General features: G+C 73.2%; 7 protein-coding genes. 5 read left to right on the forward strand and 2 right to left on the reverse strand.

Annotation, left to right across the window (positions count from 1 at the left end; genetic code table 11):
• The first annotated feature begins 176 nt into the window (after positions 1-176).
• The 5 genes from BLW86_RS35095 to BLW86_RS35120 all read left to right on the forward strand — a co-directional run bounded on the left by BLW86_RS35095 (position 177) and on the right by BLW86_RS35120 (position 19078).
• On the forward strand, positions 177-9725 hold the full coding sequence (locus BLW86_RS35095; protein ID WP_093877752.1) for a non-ribosomal peptide synthetase: 9549 nt from the start codon (positions 177-179) through the stop codon (positions 9723-9725).
• On the forward strand, positions 9725-10510 hold the full coding sequence (locus BLW86_RS35100) for a thioesterase II family protein (protein WP_093877753.1): 786 nt from the start codon (positions 9725-9727) through the stop codon (positions 10508-10510). Before BLW86_RS35095 ends, BLW86_RS35100 begins: the two co-directional genes overlap by 1 nt.
• A gap of 47 nt (positions 10511-10557) precedes the next feature.
• On the forward strand, positions 10558-11592 hold the full coding sequence (locus tag BLW86_RS35105) for a TauD/TfdA family dioxygenase (RefSeq protein WP_093877754.1): 1035 nt from the start codon (positions 10558-10560) through the stop codon (positions 11590-11592).
• An 8-nt stretch (positions 11593-11600) separates the two neighbouring features.
• A complete protein-coding gene (locus BLW86_RS35110) occupies positions 11601-13472 on the forward strand; it encodes a non-ribosomal peptide synthetase (protein ID WP_093877755.1) in 1872 nt (623 codons plus the stop codon).
• Between the two features lie 113 nt (positions 13473-13585).
• A complete protein-coding gene (locus tag BLW86_RS35120) occupies positions 13586-19078 on the forward strand; it encodes a condensation domain-containing protein (RefSeq protein ID WP_256341529.1) in 5493 nt (1830 codons plus the stop codon).
• Positions 19079-19501: 423 nt separating this feature from the next.
• On the opposite strand, the gene BLW86_RS35125 is transcribed toward BLW86_RS35120, so the two are convergent.
• Positions 19502-19852, reverse strand: a complete 351-nt coding sequence (locus BLW86_RS35125) for a VOC family protein (RefSeq protein WP_256341530.1) — start codon at positions 19850-19852, stop codon at positions 19502-19504.
• Between the two features lie 115 nt (positions 19853-19967).
• Positions 19968-20369, reverse strand: coding sequence for a VOC family protein (locus BLW86_RS35130; protein WP_093877756.1), 402 nt, complete (start codon positions 20367-20369; stop codon positions 19968-19970).
• Between the last annotated feature and the right edge of the window lie 317 nt (positions 20370-20686).

The following is a 20686-nucleotide window of genomic DNA, read 5'->3' on the forward strand; positions in this document are numbered from 1 at the left end:
GACACGACTGCCGGAACCGCTGCCGCCTGACTGCCGCTCCACCGCCGAACCGCTGGCGTACCGCCGGATCAACTGCCGCTCCCGGCCCCGGCCCACGGGTTGTATGGCGACTGCCCCGCCCGAGCCCGCGCCGCTCTTCCTCCCCCCCTCCGCCGTGACTTCCACAGGAGCCCCTCATGCCGTTCGACACGCCCGTCGCACCCGCTCCGGCTGCCGTCCGGTTGCCGCTCTCGGTGGCCCAGCGTGACATCTGGACGGCACACGCCCTCGACCCCACCGGCGTGAAGTACAACGTCGCCGAGTGCCGCGAGATCAACGGCCCCGTGGACCCGCGGCTGATGGCCGCGGCCTGGCGCCGGCTCGTCGAGGAGGCGGACTTCCTCCGCATCCGCCGCTTCGAGGACGACGGCGAGCAGGTGTGGCAACTGGTCGACACCGACGCCGGATCGCGCACCCTGCCGTTCACCGACGTGAGCGCCGCGGACGACCCCGAGGGCGCGGCCTGGCGGCTCGTCGACGCACTGATCTGCGCCCCCTTCGACCTCACCGACCAGCCGCCGGTCCGCTGCGCGCTGATCAGGCTCGCCGAGGACAGGTACTTCTACTTCTACGGATTCCACCACCTGGTCGTCGACGGCGTGGGCGTGTCGATGGCACTCGCCCGGCTGATCGAGCTGTACGAGCAGGCCGTCGCGGGCGAACCCTGGGGACCCTCCCCGTTCGGGAGCCTGACGGAGCTGCTCGCCGAGGACGCGGAGTACCGCCGGTCCGAGGAGGCCGCCGCCGAGCGCGCCGCCTGGCGGGAACACCTCGCCGGCGCCCCCGACGCACCCGCCGGCCTGGTCCGGGGCACCGGACGGGCGACGGCCGCGCACGGCGGCCTGCCCTTCGCCCGGCGGAGCGTACGGGTGTCCCCGGCGGACGCCGACCGGCTCCGCTCGGTCGCACGCGGCGAGCGCGCCACCTGGTCCGTCCTCCTCGTGGCCCTGTTCTCGGTCTACCTGCACCGCGTCACCGGACGTACGGAGCTGATGATCGCCCTCCCGGTCACCGGCAGGACGTCCCGGCTCGCCCGCAGCACCCCGGGCATGTCGTCGAACGTGGTCCCCCTGAGGATCCGGATCGATCCCGAGGAACCGCTCGGCGCCCTGGTCCGCTCGGTGGGAGCCGAGGTCAAGCACGGACTGCGCCACCAGCTGACCCGGTACGAGGACCTCTGCCGCGACGCCGGCGTCGTCGACGGCTCCCGGAGACCGGCCACGCCCGTCCTCAACATCATGGGCTTCCACGGAGAGCTCACCGTCTGCGGCCATCCCACGGTCAACCACAACGTGAGCAACGGCCCCGTCGACGACCTCAGCGTCGCCGTGCTCGACCTCGGCGCCGCCCACGGCCTGCGCATCGACTTCGACACCCCCGTCGAGGGCGTCGACGTCACCGCCGTCGCCGCACACCAGGACCGGTTCGCCGCCTTCCTCACCACCGTCCTCACCACGGAGCGCCCGACCGAACGCAGGGTCGCCGACCTCGACGTCCTGTCGGAGGCGGAGCGCGAGCTGCTGACGGGCCGGTGGGCCGGGCCGGTGGCGGAGATCGTGGACACGACGTTGGTGGAGCGGTTCGAGGAGCAGGCGGCACGGTTCCCCGACGGGGTCGCGCTCGTCGACGAGGCGGGGGAGGTCACGTACGCCGAGCTCAACGCCGCCGCCAACCGCTGGGCCCGCCACCTCCGCTCCCGAGGTCTCGGGCGCGGAGACATGGCCGGAGTCCTCTTCGAGCGCGGTACCCGCTTCGCCACCGCTCTGCTCGCCGTCCTGAAGACCGGCGCCGCCCACGTCCTCCTGGACCCGGACTTCCCGGACGAGCGACTTCGCTCGGCGGCCGCCGACGCCGGCATCAGCCACCTCGTCACCCGCCCGGTGCTCGCCGAGCGCGTCGACGGCCCCTGGGCCGCCCACACCGAGGCCCCCGGCGAACTCCTCTCCCACAACCCCGGCAACCTCGGTCTGCCGCTCGGCCCGGACGACCCCGCCTGCCTGATGTTCACCTCCGGCTCGACGGGCCGCCCGAAGGCCATCCTGTCCTCCCACCGCAACCTGGTGTCGACCCTGATCGGCCAGCCCTACCTCCCCGCCGGCCCGGAGCAGGTCTACCTCCAGTGCTCGCCGGTGTCCTGGGACGCGTTCAGCCTGGAGTTCTGGGGAGCGCTCCTCCACGGCGGCACGGCGGTCCTCCAGCCCGGACAGAAGCCCGAACCGGCCCTGGTGACCGAGCTGGCCCGCCGCCACCGCGTCACGACACTCCTGCTGTCCGCCACCCTCTTCAACTATCTGACGGACGAGCACCCCGAAGCCTTCGAGACCGTCACCACCGCCTTCACGGTGGGCGAGGCCGCCTCCCCGGCGCACGTCCACAAGCTCCAGCGGATCAGACCCGGCATCACCGTCCTCAACGGCTACGGACCCGCCGAGGTCATGATCTACGCCACCACCCACACCATCGAGACCGGGGACGAGCCCCACCCGGTGATCCCGATCGGCACCCCGCTGGTCAACAAGCCGGCCTACGTCCTGGACGCCCGGCTCGGCCTGTGCCCACCGGGGGTGACGGGCGAGCTGTACGTGGCGGGCGAGGGCCTCGCCCACGGCTACCTGGGCCGGTCCGACCTGACGGCCACCCGCTTCGTCCCGAACCCCTTCGGCCCGGCGGGCAGCCGGCTCTACCGGACGGGGGACCTGGCCCGCTTCGACCGGGACGGACGCCTCCTGTACGAGGGCCGGGCGGACGACCAGATCAAGATCCGGGGCTTCCGCATCGAGCCCGGCGAGACCGAGGCCGCCCTCCTGACCCACCCCGCCGTCACCCAGGCCGTCGTCACCGTCCACGAGAAGAGGCTGGCCGCCTACGTCGTCGTCGGGGACGGGGACACGGCAGGGGAAACGGACTTCGACGAGATCCGCCGGCACGTCGCCGACCGGCTGCCCGAGCACCTCGTCCCCACGTACCTGACCGCGCTCGACCGCCTGCCCGTCACACCCAACGGGAAGATCGACAAGCGGGCGCTCCCGGCCCCCACGACGGCCCTGGGAACGGCCCGCGCCCCGCGCACCGAGACCGAGGAGATCCTGTCCGCGCTGTTCGGCAGGACCCTGGAGACGCCCGGCCCGATCGGCATCGACGACAGCTTCTTCGCCCTCGGCGGCCACTCGCTGCTCGCGGCCCGGCTGACGAACCACATCGCCGAGGCGTTCGGCGTACGGCTGACGATCCGGGACGTCTTCGGGCGCCCGACGGTCGCCGGGCTCGCGGAACTGCTGGGCGAGCAGACCGGCGTACGGGCCGTCCCGCCGCTGGTGGCGGGGGAGGGCGCCGGTGACACCGCTCCGGCGTCGTTCGCTCAGCGGCGGTTGTGGTTGCTGTCGGAGCTGGAGGGGGACAGTGCGGCTTACAACGTGCCGATGGTGGTGCGGTGTGAGGGCGGTTTGGACCTCGGGGCGTTGGAGTCGGCGCTGAGTGATGTGGTGGAGCGGCATGCTCCGCTGCGGACGGTGTTCGAGTCGGTGGAGGGCGAGCCGCGTCAGCGGGTCCTGCCGCCGGAGCGGGCGCGCGTGTCGGTGGAACGGCACTGCGTCGAAGACGACGCACTGGCAGGGGAGTTGGCCGCGACGGCGGGTCGTGTCTTCGATCTGGCCGCGGAGCTTCCGCTGCGGGCGGTGGTGTTCGAGCTGGGTGACGGCTCGGTGGTGCTGTCGTTGGTGGTGCATCACATCGCGACGGACGGTCTGTCGAATGCCGTGTTCTTCGGGGACCTGCAGCGGGCCTACGCGGCCCGGATCGCGGGAGCGGAGGACTCTGTCCTTGAGCCGCTGAGCGTCCAGTACGCGGATTACGCGGTCTGGCAGCGCCGGGTGCTGGGCGCGGCGGAGGATCCCGAAAGCGTGCTGGGCCGGGAGCTGGAGTTCTGGCGTGGGGCGTTGGAGGGGCTGCCGGAGGAGCACGGGCTGAACCTGGACCGTCCGAGGCCGGCCAGGGCCTCCCACCAGGGCGGACAGGTGGAGGTCGGCTTCGGAGAGGACCTCTTCGAGCGGGTGGCTGCGTTCGCCCGGGCCGAGGGGTGCACGCCCTTCATGGTGGTGCACGCGGCCCTGGTCGCGGCACTGTCCCGGCTGGGTGCGGGGTCCGACCTGGCGATCGGCACTCCGGTCGCGGGTCGTGGTGAGCGGTCGTTGCAGGATCTGGTCGGGTTCTTCGTGAACACGCTGGTCCTGCGGACCAGTAGCGCCGGCGACCCGAGCTTCCGCGAGTTGCTGGGGCGGGTGCGTACGGCGGATCTGGACGCGTTCGCGCATCAGGAGGCCCCGTTCGACCTGGTCCTCGAAGCGGTCAACCCGACCCGGAGCCTCTCGCGCCATCCCCTCTTCCAGATCAGCCTCGGCCTGGAGACCGACAAGGGCCCCGCCTTCGAGCTGAGCGGAGTCCGGACGGGCCCCGTGGAGAAGATCTCCAGCGGATCCGCCAAGTTCGACCTGGAGTTCTTCCTCCGCTCCGACGACGAGAAGGAGCTGCGGGCCACCGTGCTCTTCGCGGCGGAGCTCTTCGACGAGGTCACGGTACGACGGATGGTGACCCTCCTCGGCGAGGTGCTGACCCAGGCCCTCGACGCCCCGGACCGACGCCTGTCGGACCTGGAGGTCCTGTCGGAGGCGGAGCGCGAGCTGCTGACGGGCCGGTGGGCCGGGTTGGTGGCGGAGGTCGTGGACACGACGTTGGTGGAGCGGTTCGAGGAGCAGGCGGCACGGTTCCCCGACGGGGTCGCGCTCGTCGACGAGGCGGGGGAGGTCACGTACGCCGAGCTCAACGCCGCCGCCAACCGCTGGGCCCGCCACCTCCGTTCCCGCGGGCTTGGCCGTGGCGACATGGCGGGCGTCCTCTGGCGGCGCGGGGCGGAGTTCGCGGCGGTGGTGATCGGGGTCCTCAAGACGGGGGCGGGGTACACGCTCCTGGACCCGGACTTCCCGGACGAGCGACTCCGCTCGGCGGCGACCGACGCCGGCATCGTCGTCCTGGTCGCGGAGCCCGGCCTCGCCACGCGTCTGACCGGCCCCTGGGACACGGCCTCTTGCTCCTCCGAGCAGTTGGCGGACCTCAGCGACGAGAACCTCGGCACGGAACTGAGCGCCGACGATGTGGCCTGCCTGATGTTCACGTCGGGTTCGACGGGTCGGCCGAAGGCGATTCTGTCGTCGCATCGCAATCTGGTGTCGACGGTGTGGGGGCAGTCGTACGGGTTGTTCGGTGCGGGTGAGGTGTTCCTGCAGTGTTCGCCGGTGTCGTGGGACGCGTTCAGTCTGGAGTTCTGGGGCGCTTTGTTGCACGGCGGGTCGACGGTGTTGCAGCCGGGGCAGCGGCCGGAGCCGGTGTTGATCGGTGAGTTGTCCCGCAGGCACGGGGTGACGATGCTGCAGTTGTCGGCGAGTCTGTTCAACTTCCTGGTGGACGAGCACCCGGAGGCCTTCGAGACGGTGACGGTCGCCTTCACGGGCGGCGAGGCGGCCTCTCCGGCGCATGTGCGCAAGCTGCAGCGGCTCAGGCCGGGCATCAGGGTCGTCAACGGTTACGGGCCGGCCGAGTCCATGGGGTTCACCACGACCCACACCGTCGAGCACAGTGACGTGGTGATCCCGGTGGGTGGGCCGCTGGTGAACAAGGCCGCCTATGTCCTGGACGCCCATCTGAACCTGTGCGCGCCGGGAGTCACCGGTGAGCTGTATCTGGCGGGCGACGGTCTCGCCCACGGATACCTGGGCCGGCCCGACCTGACCGCCCTCCGATTCGTGGCGGATCCCTTCGGTCCGGAGGGCAGGCGTCTCTACCGCACGGGGGATCTGGCTCACTTCGACCGGCACGGTCGGCTGCACTACGACGGGCGGGCGGACGACCAGATCAAGATCCGTGGTTTCCGTGTCGAGCCCGGTGAGACCGAGGCCGCGCTCCTGACCCACCCCGCCGTCACCCAGGCCGTCGTCACCGTCCACGAGAAGAGGCTGGCCGCCTACGTCGTCGTCGGGGACGGGGACACGGCAGGGGAAACGGACTCCGACGAGATCCGCCGGCACGTCGCCGACCGGCTGCCCGAGCACCTCGTCCCGACGCACGTCATCGTTCTCGACCGTCTGCCCCTGACTCCCAACGGGAAGGTCGACAAGCGGGCTCTGCCCGAGCCGGCCCCCGTCGCCTCCGCCGGCCGTGCCCCGCGCACCCCGCTGGAGGAGACCCTGCTCGCGCTCTTCGCCCGCACCCTCGACACCACCGCCGACCTCACCATCGACGACGACTTCTTCCACCACGGCGGGCATTCGCTGCTCGCTGCCCGGCTGACCAATCACATCGCCGAGGCGCTGGGCGCGCGGCTGACGATCCGGGACGTGTTCGGGCGCCCGACGGTGGCGGGGCTCGCGGAACTGGTCGCCGGACAGGGCGGGGGAGAAGCTCTCCCGCCGCTGGCGGCGGGGGAAGGTGCCGGCGACTCTGTGCCCGTGTCGTTCGCTCAGCGGCGGTTGTGGTTGCTGTCGGAGCTGGAGGGGGACAGTGCGGCTTACAACGTGCCGATGGTGGTGCGGTGTGAGGGCGGTTTGGACCTCGGGGCGTTGGAGTCGGCGCTGAGTGATGTGGTGGAGCGGCATGCTCCGCTGCGGACGGTGTTCGAGTCGGTGGAGGGCGAGCCGCGTCAGCGGGTCCTGCCGCCGGAGTTGGCCCGGGTTCCGGTGGAACGCCGGCGTGTCGCCGCCTCCGATGTCGACGCGGAGCTGGCGGAGCTGGCCGGTCGTGTCTTCGATCTGGCCGCGGAGCTTCCGCTGCGGGCGGTGGTGTTCGAGCTGGGTGACGGCTCGGTGGTGCTGTCGTTGGTGGTGCATCACATCGCGACGGACGGTCTGTCGAATGCCGTGTTCTTCGGGGACCTGCAGCGAGCCTACGCGGCCCGGGTCGCCGGGGCCGAAGGGCGGGTCCTTGAGCCCTTGGCCGTGCAGTACGCGGATTACGCGGTCTGGCAGCGCCGGGTGCTGGGCGCGGCGGAGGATCCCGAAAGCGTGCTGGGCCGGGAGCTGGAGTTCTGGCGTGGGGCGTTGGAGGGGCTGCCGGAGGAGCACGGGCTGAACCTGGACCGTCCGAGGCCGGCCAGGGCCTCCCACCAGGGCGGACAGGTCGAGCTCGACCTCGGTGCGGACCTGTTCGAACGCATCACGGTCCTCGCCCGCTCGGAGGGGTGCACGCCCTTCATGGTGGTGCACGCGGCCCTGGTCGCCGCGCTGACCCGGCTGGGTGCGGGGACGGACCTGGCGATCGGCACTCCGGTCGCGGGTCGTGGTGAGCGGTCGTTGCAGGATCTGGTCGGGTTCTTCGTGAACACGCTGGTCCTGCGGACCAGTAGCGCCGGCGACCCGAGCTTCCGCGAGTTGCTGGGGCGGGTGCGTACGGCGGATCTGGACGCGTTCGCGCATCAGGAGGCCCCGTTCGACCTGGTCCTCGAAGCGGTCAACCCGACCCGGAGCCTCTCGCGCCATCCCCTCTTCCAGATCAGCCTCGGCCTCGAAGTGGGCGGCGTTCCGGAGCTGCGCCTGCCCGGCGTCCGTACCGCCGAGGTCTCCGGCCTGGTGAACGGGGCGGCGAAGTTCGACCTCGAGTTCCTGCTCCGCTCCGACGACAGCCGGGGCCTGCACGGCGCGATCGTCTTCGCGGCCGAGCTGTTCGACGAGGAGTCGGTACGGCGCATGGCGTCGGTGCTCGGCCGGGTAGTGGCCCAGGTGCTCGACGATCCCGCCCTGCCGCTCTCCTCCCTGGAGGTGCTGTCGAGCTCGGAGCGCGAGTTGCTGACCGGCCCGTGGGCGGGGACCGTCGCCGAGGTGGGCGGCGCCACCCTCGTCGGGCGGTTCGAGGAGCAGGTGGCCCGCCGCCCGGAGGCGACGGCGCTGCTCGACGGAGCCCGCGAGGTGTCGTACGCGGAGCTGAACGCGATGGCCAACCGGTGGGCCCACCACCTGCGCGCCCACGGCCTGGGCCGTGGCGACATGGCGGGTGTGCTGTGGGAGCGTGGGGTGGAGTTCGCCGCGGCGGTCATCGCCGTGGTCAAGGCCGGGGCTGGGTACACGCTCCTGGACCCGGACTTCCCGGACGAGCGACTTCGCTCGGCGGCCGCCGACGCGGGGATCAGCCACCTCGTCACCGCGCCGGCCCTCGCGGGGCGGGTCGACGGACCTTGGCAGACCCACACCGAGGCCCCCCGCGAACTCCTCTCCCACGACCCCGGCAACCTCGGTCTGCCGCTCGGCCCGGACGACCCCGCCTGCCTGATGTTCACGTCGGGTTCGACGGGTCGGCCGAAGGCGATTCTGTCGTCGCATCGCAATCTGGTGTCGACGGTGTGGGGGCAGTCGTACGGGTTGTTCGGTGCGGGTGAGGTGTTCCTGCAGTGTTCGCCGGTGTCGTGGGACGCGTTCAGTCTGGAGTTCTGGGGCGCTTTGTTGCACGGCGGGTCGACGGTGTTGCAGCCGGGGCAGCGGCCGGAGCCGGTGTTGATCGGTGAGTTGTCCCGCAGGCACGGGGTGACGATGCTGCAGTTGTCGGCGAGTCTGTTCAACTTCCTGGTGGACGAGCACCCGGAGGCCTTCGAGACGGTGACGGTCGCCTTCACGGGCGGCGAGGCGGCCTCTCCGGCGCATGTGCGCAAGCTGCAGCGGCTCAGGCCGGGCATCAGGGTCGTCAACGGTTACGGGCCGGCCGAGTCCATGGGGTTCACCACGACCCACACCGTCGAGCACAGTGACGTGGTGATCCCGGTGGGTGGGCCGCTGGTGAACAAGGCCGCCTATGTCCTGGACGCCCATCTGAACCTGTGCGCGCCGGGAGTCACCGGTGAGCTGTATCTGGCGGGCGACGGTCTCGCCCACGGATACCTGGGCCGGCCCGACCTGACCGCCCTCCGATTCGTACCGCATCCCTTTGCGGCAGCCGCTGACCGGCTGTATCGGACGGGGGATCTGGCTCACTTCGACCGGCTCGGTCGGCTGCACTACGACGGGCGGGCGGACGACCAGATCAAGATCCGTGGTTTCCGTGTCGAGCCCGGTGAGACCGAGGCCGCGCTCCTGACCCACCCGGCCGTCACCCAGGCCGTCGTCACCGTCCACCACGAACAGCTCGCCGCATACGTGGTCGCCGACGGGGACACGCCACTCGACGAGATCCGCCGGCACGTCGCCGACCGGCTGCCCGAGCACCTCGTCCCGACGCACGTCATCGTTCTCGACCGACTGCCCCTGACCCCCAACGGGAAGGTCGACAAGCGGGCTCTGCCCGAGCCGGCCCCCGTCGCCTCCGCCGGCCGTGCCCCGCGCACCCCGCTGGAGGAGACCCTGCTCGCGCTCTTCGCCCGCACCCTCGACACCACCGCCGACCTCACCATCGACGACGACTTCTTCCACCACGGCGGCCACTCCCTCCTGGGGGCCCGTCTCACCAACCACATCGCCGGGGCCCTCGACGTCCGGCTCACCATCCGCGACGTCTTCCAGCACCCCACCCCGGCCCGGCTCGCCGAGCACATCGAATCCCTGAAGGCCGCGCCGGCGAGGAAGGCCCGTCCCGCCCTCCGGCGCCGTGCCGAGACCGAGGCGGTCGCGACCGGGACCGCCGCTCAGACCGCCACCGCGACAGAAAGGATCAGCTGATGAACACCTCCCCGACCCCCGCCCCCGAGGACGTCGTCTGGGACCTGCCGGGCGACCTGCCGCACCGCCTGTCGCTGCTCGTGCTCCCGCACGCCGGAGGCAACGCGCACGCGTACAGCGCCTGGCGCGAGCACCTCCCGGCCGACGTGCGGCTGCTCATCGGCCAGTACCCGGGGCGCGGCGCCCGCTTCAGCGAGGACCTGCCCGAGTCCGTCGACGACCTGGCGCTGCCCGTGGTCGACGCGCTCCCCGCGGACACCGGTGCCCTGGTGGTGCTCGGGCACAGCATGGGCTCCCTGGTCGCCTTCGAGGTGACCCGCGCCCTGCAGGCCGTCGGCCGTACCCCGCAGGGCCTGATCGCCTCCGCCTGCCGGGCGCCGGTGCTGCCCAACCAGTGCCCGGTGCACCCGGAGCGGCTGGACGACGACCAGCTGGTCGCGGCCATCAAAGAGCGCGGCGGTACGGACGACGGCATCCTCGACGACGAGGAGCTGCGCGAGATCGTCCTGCCGTCCATCCGCGCGGACTTCGCCATCGACGACGCCTACCGGTGCACCGCCCCGGCCGTACGGCTCGACTGCCCGGTGGCGGTGTTCGGCGGGGACGCCGACCCCATCGTCCCGGTCGACATGCTCGCAGGCTGGTCCCTGGTGGCCGGCCACCAGGTGGCCCCCGAGGTGCTGACCGGCGACCACTTCTACTTCCAGCAGGACCTGCCCGGCTTCTTCGCCCGCCTGAACCCGGTCCTGGAGACCCTGGGCGCCGCAGCACCCAGCAACGCCTGATCCCCCGTCAACTTTCCCGCCCGCTGAGGCATTGCGAGGAGACCACCATGACCACGTACGCCCAGAGCCCGGCCACCGCCGGCATCACCGTCGTCCGGGAGCCCGGCAAGCCGGCCCTCGTCCACACCCCCGCCTTCGACACCATGGCGGAGGCCGCCGCCTGGCTGTCCGCCCAGCTCCCCGCCGTCCAGGCCGAGCTGCACCGCTCCGGCGCGGTCATGCTGCGCGGACTTCCGGTGACGGACACGGAGACGTTCGCCGAGGCGCGGGACGCCCTGATCGCCCAGCGCGCCGGCTACAAGGAGAAGGCCACCCCCCGCAGCGACTTCGGCGAAGGGGTCTTCTCCTCCACCGACCTCCCGGCCGCCCAGGCGATCCGCCTGCACAACGAGAACAGCTACACGCTGGACTTCCCCGGCGTGCTGCTCTTCGGCTGCGTCGTCGCGCCCGAGACCGGCGGCGCGACCACCGTCGGCGACATGCGCAAGGCCCTCGCGATGCTGCCGCAGGACCTGGTCGACCGGTTCGCCGAGGCCGGCTGGCTGCTGGTACGCAACTACTCCGACCTCGCGGGCATGCCGTGGCGCAAGGCGTTCTCGTCGGACGAACCCGCCGGAGCGGAGGAGTACTGCGACGCCCACGCGATCGGCTACGAGTGGCTCGACGAGGACACCCTGCGCACCCGTCAGCGCCGCTCCGCGATCATCACCCACCCGGTGACCGGCGAGCGGTCCTGGTTCAACCACTTCGCGTTCTGGAACGCCCGCAGCCTCGACGAGGACGTCCGCGAGGTCCTCACCGAGACGTTCGGCGAGGACGGTCTGCCCTTCGACACCCGCCTGGGCGACGGCACCGCCCTCACCGACGCCGAGGTGGACGCGATCAACGACGTGTACCAGGCGGTCACCCTGCGGGAGACCTGGCAGGCCGGCGACCTGATGCTCGTCGACAACATCCTCTGCGCGCACGGCCGGGAGTCGTACACCGGAGACCGGAAGATCGTCGTCGCCATGGGGGAGCCGGTGCGGCTGTCCGACTGCTCCCCGACCACCGCCCCCTCCACCACCCTGTACGGAAGGTGAGCCCCTCCATGACCGCCGTCCTCCCCGAGCGTTCCGCCACCGTCCCCGTCTTCCCGGCCGTCACGGACACCTGCGCCTGCGGCACCTGCGCCGCCGCCGGTACCGGCGCGGCCGACCTCCTCGCCCGGCTCGCCACCGCCCCCGGCGGACGCACCGCCGTCGTCGCCGGCGACGACCGCCTCACCTTCGACGAGCTGCGCGCCGAGGCCGCCGTGATCGCCGCCCGGCTCGCCGCCCTCGGCATCGGCCCCGAGAGCGTCGTGGCGCTCTGCCTGCCCCGGGGCGCCGCCCTGGTGACCGCGATCATCGGCACGCTCACCGCCGGAGCCGCCTACCTGCCGGTCGACCCGGCGCTGCCCGCCGACCGCCGCCGCTACCTCGTCGAGGACTCCGGCGCCGATCTGGTCGTCGTGGACGGCACGGACGGCTCCCCGGCTCCCGGCGCCCGCGCCGTGACGGTCGCCGAGCTCACGGCGACCCCGAGCGGCGGCCCGGCCCCCTCCCCGTACGCGCCGGTCCCCGTCACCGCGGACACCCTGGCCTACGTCATCTACACCTCCGGCTCCACCGGCCGCCCGAAGGGCGTGGAGATCGGCCGAGGCGCCGCCTCCCTGCTGCTGAGGGAGCTGGAGGCGGCGGGCGCCGCCACCGGCGAGGGGGGCAGGGTCGGCTGGAACGCCTCGCCGTCGTTCGACGCCTCCGTGCAGCAGTGGACGCGGCTCTGCCGGGGCGACACCCTCGTCATGATCGACGAGGAGACCCGCCGCGACCCGTCCCTACTCGCCGCCTTCGTCGACGAGCAGGCCCTCACCGACCTGGACATCACCCCCTCGCACGCCGACCCCCTCCTCGACCTGCTCACCGAGGACGGCGGCCCGCGCCCGCTGACCCTCCTCGTCGGCGGCGAGGCGATCAGCCCGGCGCTGTGGGACAGGCTCGTCGCCGCCCACCGCTCCGGACTGCTGCGCGCGCTCAACGTGTACGGGCCGACCGAGTGCACCGTGGACTCCACCGCAGGCTGGATCGACGGGCCGGGGGAGCCGCACATCGGCGCCGTCCTGCCGGGGCTCCGGATGCGCCTGCTCGACGAGAAGCTCGTCCCGGTCGAGCCGGGGGAGTCCGGCGAGCTGTACCTCGCGGGCCCGCGCGTGGGCCGTGGCTACCGGCACCGGCCCGGACTGACGGCGGAGCGGTTCGTCGCCGACATCTCCGAAGACGCCTCCGGCGGACGGATGTACCGCACCGGCGACCGCTGCCGGCTGCTGCCCGACGGCCGGCTCGTCTACCTCGGCCGCGCCGACGGCCAGGTCAAGCTGCGCGGCCACCGCATCGAACTCCCGGAGATCGAAGCCGCCCTCACCCGGGTCGACGGTGTGGCCGAGGCGGCCGTGATCCTCGGCGAGGACGCCGGCGGCACCGCCTGCCTGATCGCCTACCACCGCGGCGGCGACGCCACCGCCCTGCGGGCCGCGCTGGCGGGCAGCCTGCCCGCGTACATGGTGCCGAGCGCGTACGTCACGGTGGACCGGTTCGCCACCACTCCCAGCGGCAAGCTCGACCGGTCCGCCCTGGCCGCCCGCCTCGAAGCCCCGGCGGAGACGGAGTCCGAGGCGGCCGGCACCGAGGGCGGCGAGGGTCTGAACGGCCGCGCGGAGGAGCTGATCGCCCGCGTGTGGACGCAGGTCCTCGGCGCGGCCTCGATCGGCCCGGACGACAACTTCTTCAAGCTCGGCGGCCACTCCCTGCTCGCCATCAAGCTGGTCTCCCGCGTGCGGATCGAGCTGTCCGTGGCGCTCCCGGTCAAGGCCGTCTACACCCACCCGCGGCTGCGTGACCTCGCCGCCCACATCGAGGAGCTGCTGGCCGCACAGGATGCCTGACCGCGGTCCGTCCCCGCACCGCCGTCCCCGTCGGCACCGCGGTCCGTCCCGCCCCCGCCGTCCCTGTCGCCGGTCCACCCGCCCGCCCCCGCCACTCACGAGGAGCAGCAACCGTGATCCCCCTGTCCTACGCCCAGCGACGCCTGTGGTTCCTGAACCGGCTGGAGGGTTCCTCCTCGGCCTACAACGCGCCGGTGGTGCTCCGGCTGGGATCGATGCCCGACCCGGCCGCGCTCCGGGCGGCCGTACGGGACGTGGTGGAGCGTCACGAGGTGCTCCGGACCGTGTACCCGGCCCTGGACGAGGAGCCGTACCAGAAGATCCTCGACGACGCCGACGTGCGCTTCGACGTGGAGGAGTGCGGTGCGGGCGAGGACGTGACGGCCCGGACGACGGCGTTCGCCCGGCTCCCCGTGGACGTGACGCACGAACTGCCGCTCCGGGCAAGGCTGTTCAAAGTCGACGACGGGACGGCCGTCCTGGTGCTCCTCGTGCACCACATCGCCACGGACGGCTGGTCGGTGGGCTGCCTGCTCGCCGACCTCGACGCCGCCTACCGCGCCCGCGTCGAGGGCCGCGCCCCCGACTGGGAGCCGCTGCCCGTCCAGTACGCGGACTACGCCCTGTGGCAGCGGGACATGCTCGGCGACCCCGAGGACCCCGACAGCACCGCGCACGAGCAGCTCGCCCACTGGCGCAAGGCCCTGGACGGCATACCGGCCGAGACGCGGCTGCCCGCCGACCGGCCCCGGCCCACGGAGCCCGGCCACCGGGGAGCGGTGGTCTCGGCGGAGCTGGACGCCGGCGCCCACCGGTCCCTCGCCTCCCTCGCGCGCTCCCGGCGGGGCACGTTCTTCCTGGTGGCCCGGGCCGCTCTGGCCCTCGCCCTGCGGGCGGCGGGCGCGGGCGAGGACGTGGTCGTCGGCACACCGGTGGCGGGCCGGCCCGAGGAGGACCTGCACGACCTCGTCGGGTTCTTCGTGAACACCCTGGCCCTGCGCACGGACCTCTCGGGAGACCCCGCCCTCGGCGCGCTCGTGGACCGCGTCCGCGAGACGGACCTGATCGCGTTCGCGCACGAGGACCTGCCCTTCGACCTCCTCGTCGAGGACCTCAACCCCGAACGCTCCCTCGGCCGCCACCCGTTCTTCCAGGTCATGCTGAGCGCGCAGGTCCGGCAGGGGGACGAGACCGTCCGGCTCGGGACCGTCCCCGCCGTCCTCGACGACGCGGACCTGGCCACCGCCAAGTTCGACCTGAGCTTCCACTGCCAGGAGACGCTCGACAGCCGGGGCGAGCCGGGCGGGGTGCTCCTCGGACTGCAGTACGCGACGGACCTGTACGACGAGGACACCGCGCGGCTCCTGCTCGCGCTGTTCCGGCGCGCGCTGACGGCCTTCGCCGAAGAGCGGGACAGCACCCCCCTCAGCCGGGTCGAGCTCCTCTCGGACGGCGAGCAGGACGCCCTCGACCGCCGCCATCTGGCTCTCGCCGAAGCGGCACGGACCCGCACCACCACCCGGCAGGAGAGGGCCGGGTCCCGTTCCGTGACGGACCCCCGCGAGGAGATCCTGAACGGCCTGTTCGCCGAGATCCTGGACCGCGACGACGTACGCCCCGGTGACAACTTCTTCAAGCTCGGCGGGCACTCCCTGCTCGCCGGCAAGCTCACCAACCGCATCCGCGGAGCCCTCGGGCTGCAGGCCGCGATCCGTGACGTCTTCCTCGCCCCGACCCCCCGACAGCTCCTCCGCCGCCTCGGCGCGCGCGGAGACGGGCCCCGCCGTCCGGCCCTGCGGCCGGTGTCGGACGGACGGCGCCCCGACCCGGTCCCCCTGTCGTACGCCCAGCGCCGGCTGTGGTTCCTGGGCCGGCTGGAGGGCCCCTCCTCGGCGTACAACGCGCCCATGGTGCTCACCCTGGACGCCCACCCCGAGACGACCGTCCTGGAGGCGGCCGTACGGGATGTGACGCGCCGTCACGAGGTGCTGCGGACGATCTACCCGGTACGGGACGGAGAGCCGTACCAGCTGATCCTGGACGCTCCGGAAGTGCGGGTCGAGGTCGAGGAGTGCGCCACGCCGGAGGACGCGCAGGCGCGGGCGACCGACTTCGCCGGGATCCCCCTGGACGTGACGCGCGAACTGCCCATCCGGGCAAAGCTGTTCGCGGTCGCGGACGGTACGGCGGTCCTCGTCCTCTCGGTCCACCACATCGCGACGGACGGCTGGTCCGTGGGCGCCCTGCTCGCCGACCTGGACACCGCCTACCGCGCCCGCGTCGAGGGCCGGGCGCCGGAGTGGGAGCCGCTGCCCGTCCAGTACACCGACTACACCCTCTGGCAGCGCGAGCTCCTCGACGGCGAACACGGCCTCCGAGACGGTCAGTCGGCGTACTGGCGCAAAGCCCTGGACGGGGTCCCGGCCGAGACGCGGCTGCCCGCCGACCGGTCCCGGCCCACCGAGCCCAGCCACCGGGGCGCGGTCGTGACGGCAGAGCTGGACGCCCTCGCCCACAAGGCGCTCGCCGGTGTCGCCCGCGGCCGCCGGGTCACGTTCTTCATGGTCGTCCGGGCCGCTCTGGCCCTCGCCCTGCGGGCGGCGGGCGCGGGCGAGGACGTGGTCGTCGGCACGGCGGTGGCCGGCCGGCCCGAGCAGGACCTGCACGACCTCGTCGGGTTCTTCGTGAACACCCTGGCCCTGCGCACAGACCTGTCCGGGGACCCCACCCTCGCCGAACTCGTACGGCGCGTCCGGGACGGGGACCTGGCGGCCTTCGCCCACGACGACCTGCCCTTCGACCTCCTGGTCGAGGACCTCAATCCCGAACGGTCCCTCGGCAGGCACCCCTTCTTCCAGGTGATGGTCAGCGCGCAGACCACGCGGGACACGACCGTCCGCCTCGGCGGCATCACCGGCGTGACGGACGGCGCCGACCTCGCCGGAGCCAAGTTCGACCTCGCCTTCCACTGCGCCGAGACGCACGACACCGGCGGCGAGCCCGGGGGAGTGCTCCTCGGACTGCAGTACGCGACGGACCTGTACGACGAGGACACCGCGCGGCTTCTGCTCTCCCTGTTCCGCCGCGCCCTGACGGCCTTCGCCGAGCGGGCCGGCGACACACCGCTGAGCGGGATCGACCTGCTCACCGATGAGGAACGCCGGGGGCTCGACCGGCGGCACGAGTCGCTGGCGCTCGCCCACGCCGAGCGGACGCGTGCCACCTCCGGGGACGGCCGGGGGACGGGGACGCGTGCCGTGACGGACCCCCGCGAGGAGATCCTCCGCGGCCTCTTCGCCGAAGTCCTCGACCGGGACGAGGTGCTGCCCGACGACAACTTCTTCAAGCTCGGCGGGCACTCCCTGCTCGCCGGCAAGCTCACCAACCGCATCCGCGGAGCCCTCGGGCTGCAGGCCGCGATCCGTGACGTCTTCCTCGCCCCCACGCCCCGGCAGCTGCTCCGCCGCCTCGCCGAGCGGGGCGACGGCCCCGCCCGCCCCCCGCTGCGGGCCGTCCCCGACGCGCTGCGCCCCGCGCGCGTCCCCCTGTCCGCCGCCCAGCTCCGGCTCTGGTTCCTCAACCGGCTGGAAGGCCCCAGCGCCACCTACGACATCCCCGTGGTGACCCGGCTGCACCGCCCCGTCGAGCCGGCCGTCCTGGCCGCCGCCCTGGCGGACGTCGCCGACCGGCACGAGGTGCTGCGCACCGTGTACCGGACGGCGGACGGCGAGCCGTACCAGCAGGTGCTGGCCGGTGTGACACCCGTGCTCGACGAGGTCGCGGCCGCCGGGCCGGACGAACTCCGCGCGGCCGTCGACGCGGCCGCCGGGCACGTCTTCGACCTGGCCGCCGAGATCCCCTTCCGGGCCTCGCTGGTGACGGACGGCGACGGCGGCCAGATCATGGTGCTCCTCGTCCACCACATCGCCGGCGACGGCTGGTCGACGGGCTGCCTGCTCGGCGACCTGGACCGCGCCTACCGTGCCCGCGCCGAGGGCCGGGCGCCGGAGTGGGAGCCGCTGCCCGTCCAGTACACCGACTACACCCTCTGGCAGCACGACCTCCTCGACGGCGAACACGGCGTCGCCGGCGAACAACTCGCCCACTGGCGCGAGGCCCTCGACGGGCTGCCGCCGCTCCTCGCCCTGCCCACCGACCGGTCGCGTCCCGCCGAGAGCGACGGAGCCGGCGCCCTCACCGCCTTCGAGGTCGACGCCGCCACCCACCGGGCCCTGCTGCGCGTCGCCAGGAGCAGCGGCGCCACCCTCTTCATGGTGGTGCAGGCCGCCCTCGCCGCCCTCCTCACCCGGCACGGCGCCGGCACCGACCTCGCGATCGGCACCACCGTCGCGGGGCGCGCGGACGACGCCCTGCACCCGCTCGTCGGCTTCTTCGTCAACACGCTCGTGCTGCGCACCGACACCTCCGGCGACCCCGACTTCACCGAACTGGTCCGCCGGGTCCGCGAGTCCGGGCTCGCCGCGTACAGTCACCAGGACCTCCCCTTCGACCGGCTCGTCGAGCACCTCAGCCCGCACCGCTCCGCCGCCCACGCCCCCCTCGTCCAGGTGATGCTCCAGGTGCACGCGGCGGCGACCGGGAGCGGGACCCCGTCGGTCCTCGACGGTGACCCGGTCGCCTTCAGCGCGGCGGGCGCCAAGTCCGACCTCACCTTCGCGCTCACCGAACTCGTCGACGCGGACGGCCGACCGGCCGGCCTGCGGGGTGCCCTGGAGTACGCCACCGCCCTCTACGACGCGGACACCGCCGCCCTCCTGGCCCGGCGCCTCGTCGAGACCCTCGACGCACTCGCCGCCGACCCCTGCACCGCGCTCTCCGGCGCGCCGTACGGCCCGGCGGCCCCCGCCGGCCCGGAGGTCGTCCTCGACGAGCGGGGACGCCCCGCGCCCGTACGGGTGCCAGGAGAGGTCCACGAGCGGACCCCCGGCGGCGGCCTGCGCGCCACCGGGCGGCGGGCCTACGCCGAGGCCGACGGCTCCCTGCGGCCCGTGGCCACCCTCACCGCCGGCGGCTACCCGGTGGAGCCCGGCCGGGTCGAGGACGTGCTCGGCGGCCACCCGCACGTGACCGGAGCGGCCGTCGCCGTCCGCGACGACCGGCTGTACGCCTACGTCACCCGCCTTCCCGGCGGCGCCGACGAGGCGACGCTGCGCCGCTGGGCCGCCGAGCGGCTGCCCGAGTACCTGGCCCCCGCCCGCGTCGTCGTCGTGCCCCGGCTTCCCGCACCCGGCGCTCACGCCGACGTCCTCCCCGAGACGCCGCGTTCGGCGGCGGGCCCGGACGGCAGGGAGGAACGTCTCCTCGGGATCTTCCGGGACGTCCTCGGCGGCCGCCCCCTCGGCCGGGACGACAACTTCTTCAAGTCGGGCGGGCACTCCCTGCTCGCGGTGAGGCTCCTCAACCGGATCCGCGCCGAGTTCGGCCAGGACCTCACCCTGCGGGACGTCTTCCGCAACCCGACGGCGGCGACCCTGGCCGACCGCCTGACCGGCGCGGCCGCACCCACCGACCGGCCCGCGCCCGCCGCGCCGGCGGCCCCGGCCCTGCGCCGCCGCACAGCGGCAGGATCCCGCCGCCCCGACTGAGGCCCCACCCGACCCGGTCGCGGACATCGGTTCCCCCCGAAGTGGCGCCCACCCGTCGTCCGTTGTGGGCGTTCGTTCTTCCTCCAGACTTCGTCCGGGGGACCCCCAGGCCGATGGGGGTCCCCCGGACGAGCGAAGCCGAGAGCCTGGGGGAGGGTGGGCACAACGGAACGGCGCTCCTGGCCGGCGCCAGAGGCTTCCGTGCACTGACCCGCACCCCTGGGTGTCCCCGAGCCGACGCCCGGGTCGGAGGATGCCTCCGGCGTCATCGCTGCCGCACAGCGGGCCAGACAGCGGTGCCCCTCGGCGCCGGCCCGTGCCGGTCAGAGCGTCGTCGTCACCGCGACGACGACGCTCAGTGCGACGACGACGCTCAGTGCGAAACGCGACGCTTCCCGCCGCTGTGCGCTCCGACTTCCCGGCTCACGGGCCGACGTATTCGTACACGCCCCCGTGCGGGTGTCGCAGCACCGCTCGGTGACCGTTGGGGGTGGGCTGCGGCGGCATCACCACGGTGGCACCGGCTGCCACAGCTTCCTCGACGGCAGCGGCCAGATCCCCGACCGTCAGGGTGGCACTCACCCCGGCGACCCTCTGCACCGCCTCGTCCGGCCCGCAGAAGAGAAGGAACGGCCCGACACTCGCCAGACGCACACCGGCGAACTCGAAGCGACCGGCCGTTCGGCCCGTCAGCCGCTCGTAGAAGGGGACGGCCGCGTCCAGGTCGTCGACGCGCTGTCGTGCGATCACCGAGTCGATCTTCTTCGGCATCATGGAACACCTCGTGAGTCAGGTCGTGCGTTCGACATCGTCAGGTTCGTCGCAAGCACCGCCTCGACCCGGTGCGGCCGGCGCCGTCCGGCACCGGCCGCACCGGGTCTGTGAACGGTCAGCCGTTGTCACGGCCCGCGCGGCCGCGCTCGCGCAGAGAGATGCGGTTGCCGTCCGGATCCGCCGTCTCGATCCGGACCCCGAACCCGTAGTCCACCGGCTCCGGCTCGTCGAAGGTCACACCGCGGTCGCGGAACACCTTGAAGTCCGCGCGCAGGTCGTCGGACTCGAGGATGACCGGGCCGGGCGTGGCGCCTGCCTCGGCCGGCTGGCCCGCGGCGGCGGGGTGCGCCCACAGGAGGATCTCCACGGGGCTGCCGGGGACGCCCACGGTGAGGAAACGTCCGCCGGGGTTGGGGAAGTCGATGCGCTTCTCCAGGCCGAGCTGCTCGGTGTAGAACCGCAGCGCGCGGTCCTGATCGGTGACATAGAGCGTCACGTACATGATGTTGGTCAGCATGGTGGTGTCCTTCCGTCTGCAGGTCTGCGTCACCTCTCTGACGGACCCCGGCAGGGGAATGTGACGGACGGACGGTGAAAGGTCTGCCGACCGACGGCTTCGACGACCGCCCGCACGGCGGGTGGGCGCGGGGCCGCGTGCGGGAACGCGGGCACGGCGGCGGGGCGCGGGCCGCGCAAGCCTCGGGCCGGCACCGGCAGCTCCCGGGTCGCGGGTTCTGCCGATCGGAGCTGCCGGGGCCGCCCGAGCTGCCGGGCCGACTGCCCCGGGCGCGGGGGCCGCGCGCCTAGCGTGAGGGGCACGGAGGCGAGAGGAAC

The sequence above is a fragment of the Streptomyces sp. TLI_105 genome, from assembly GCF_900105415.1.
Classification (GTDB): domain Bacteria; phylum Actinomycetota; class Actinomycetes; order Streptomycetales; family Streptomycetaceae; genus Streptomyces.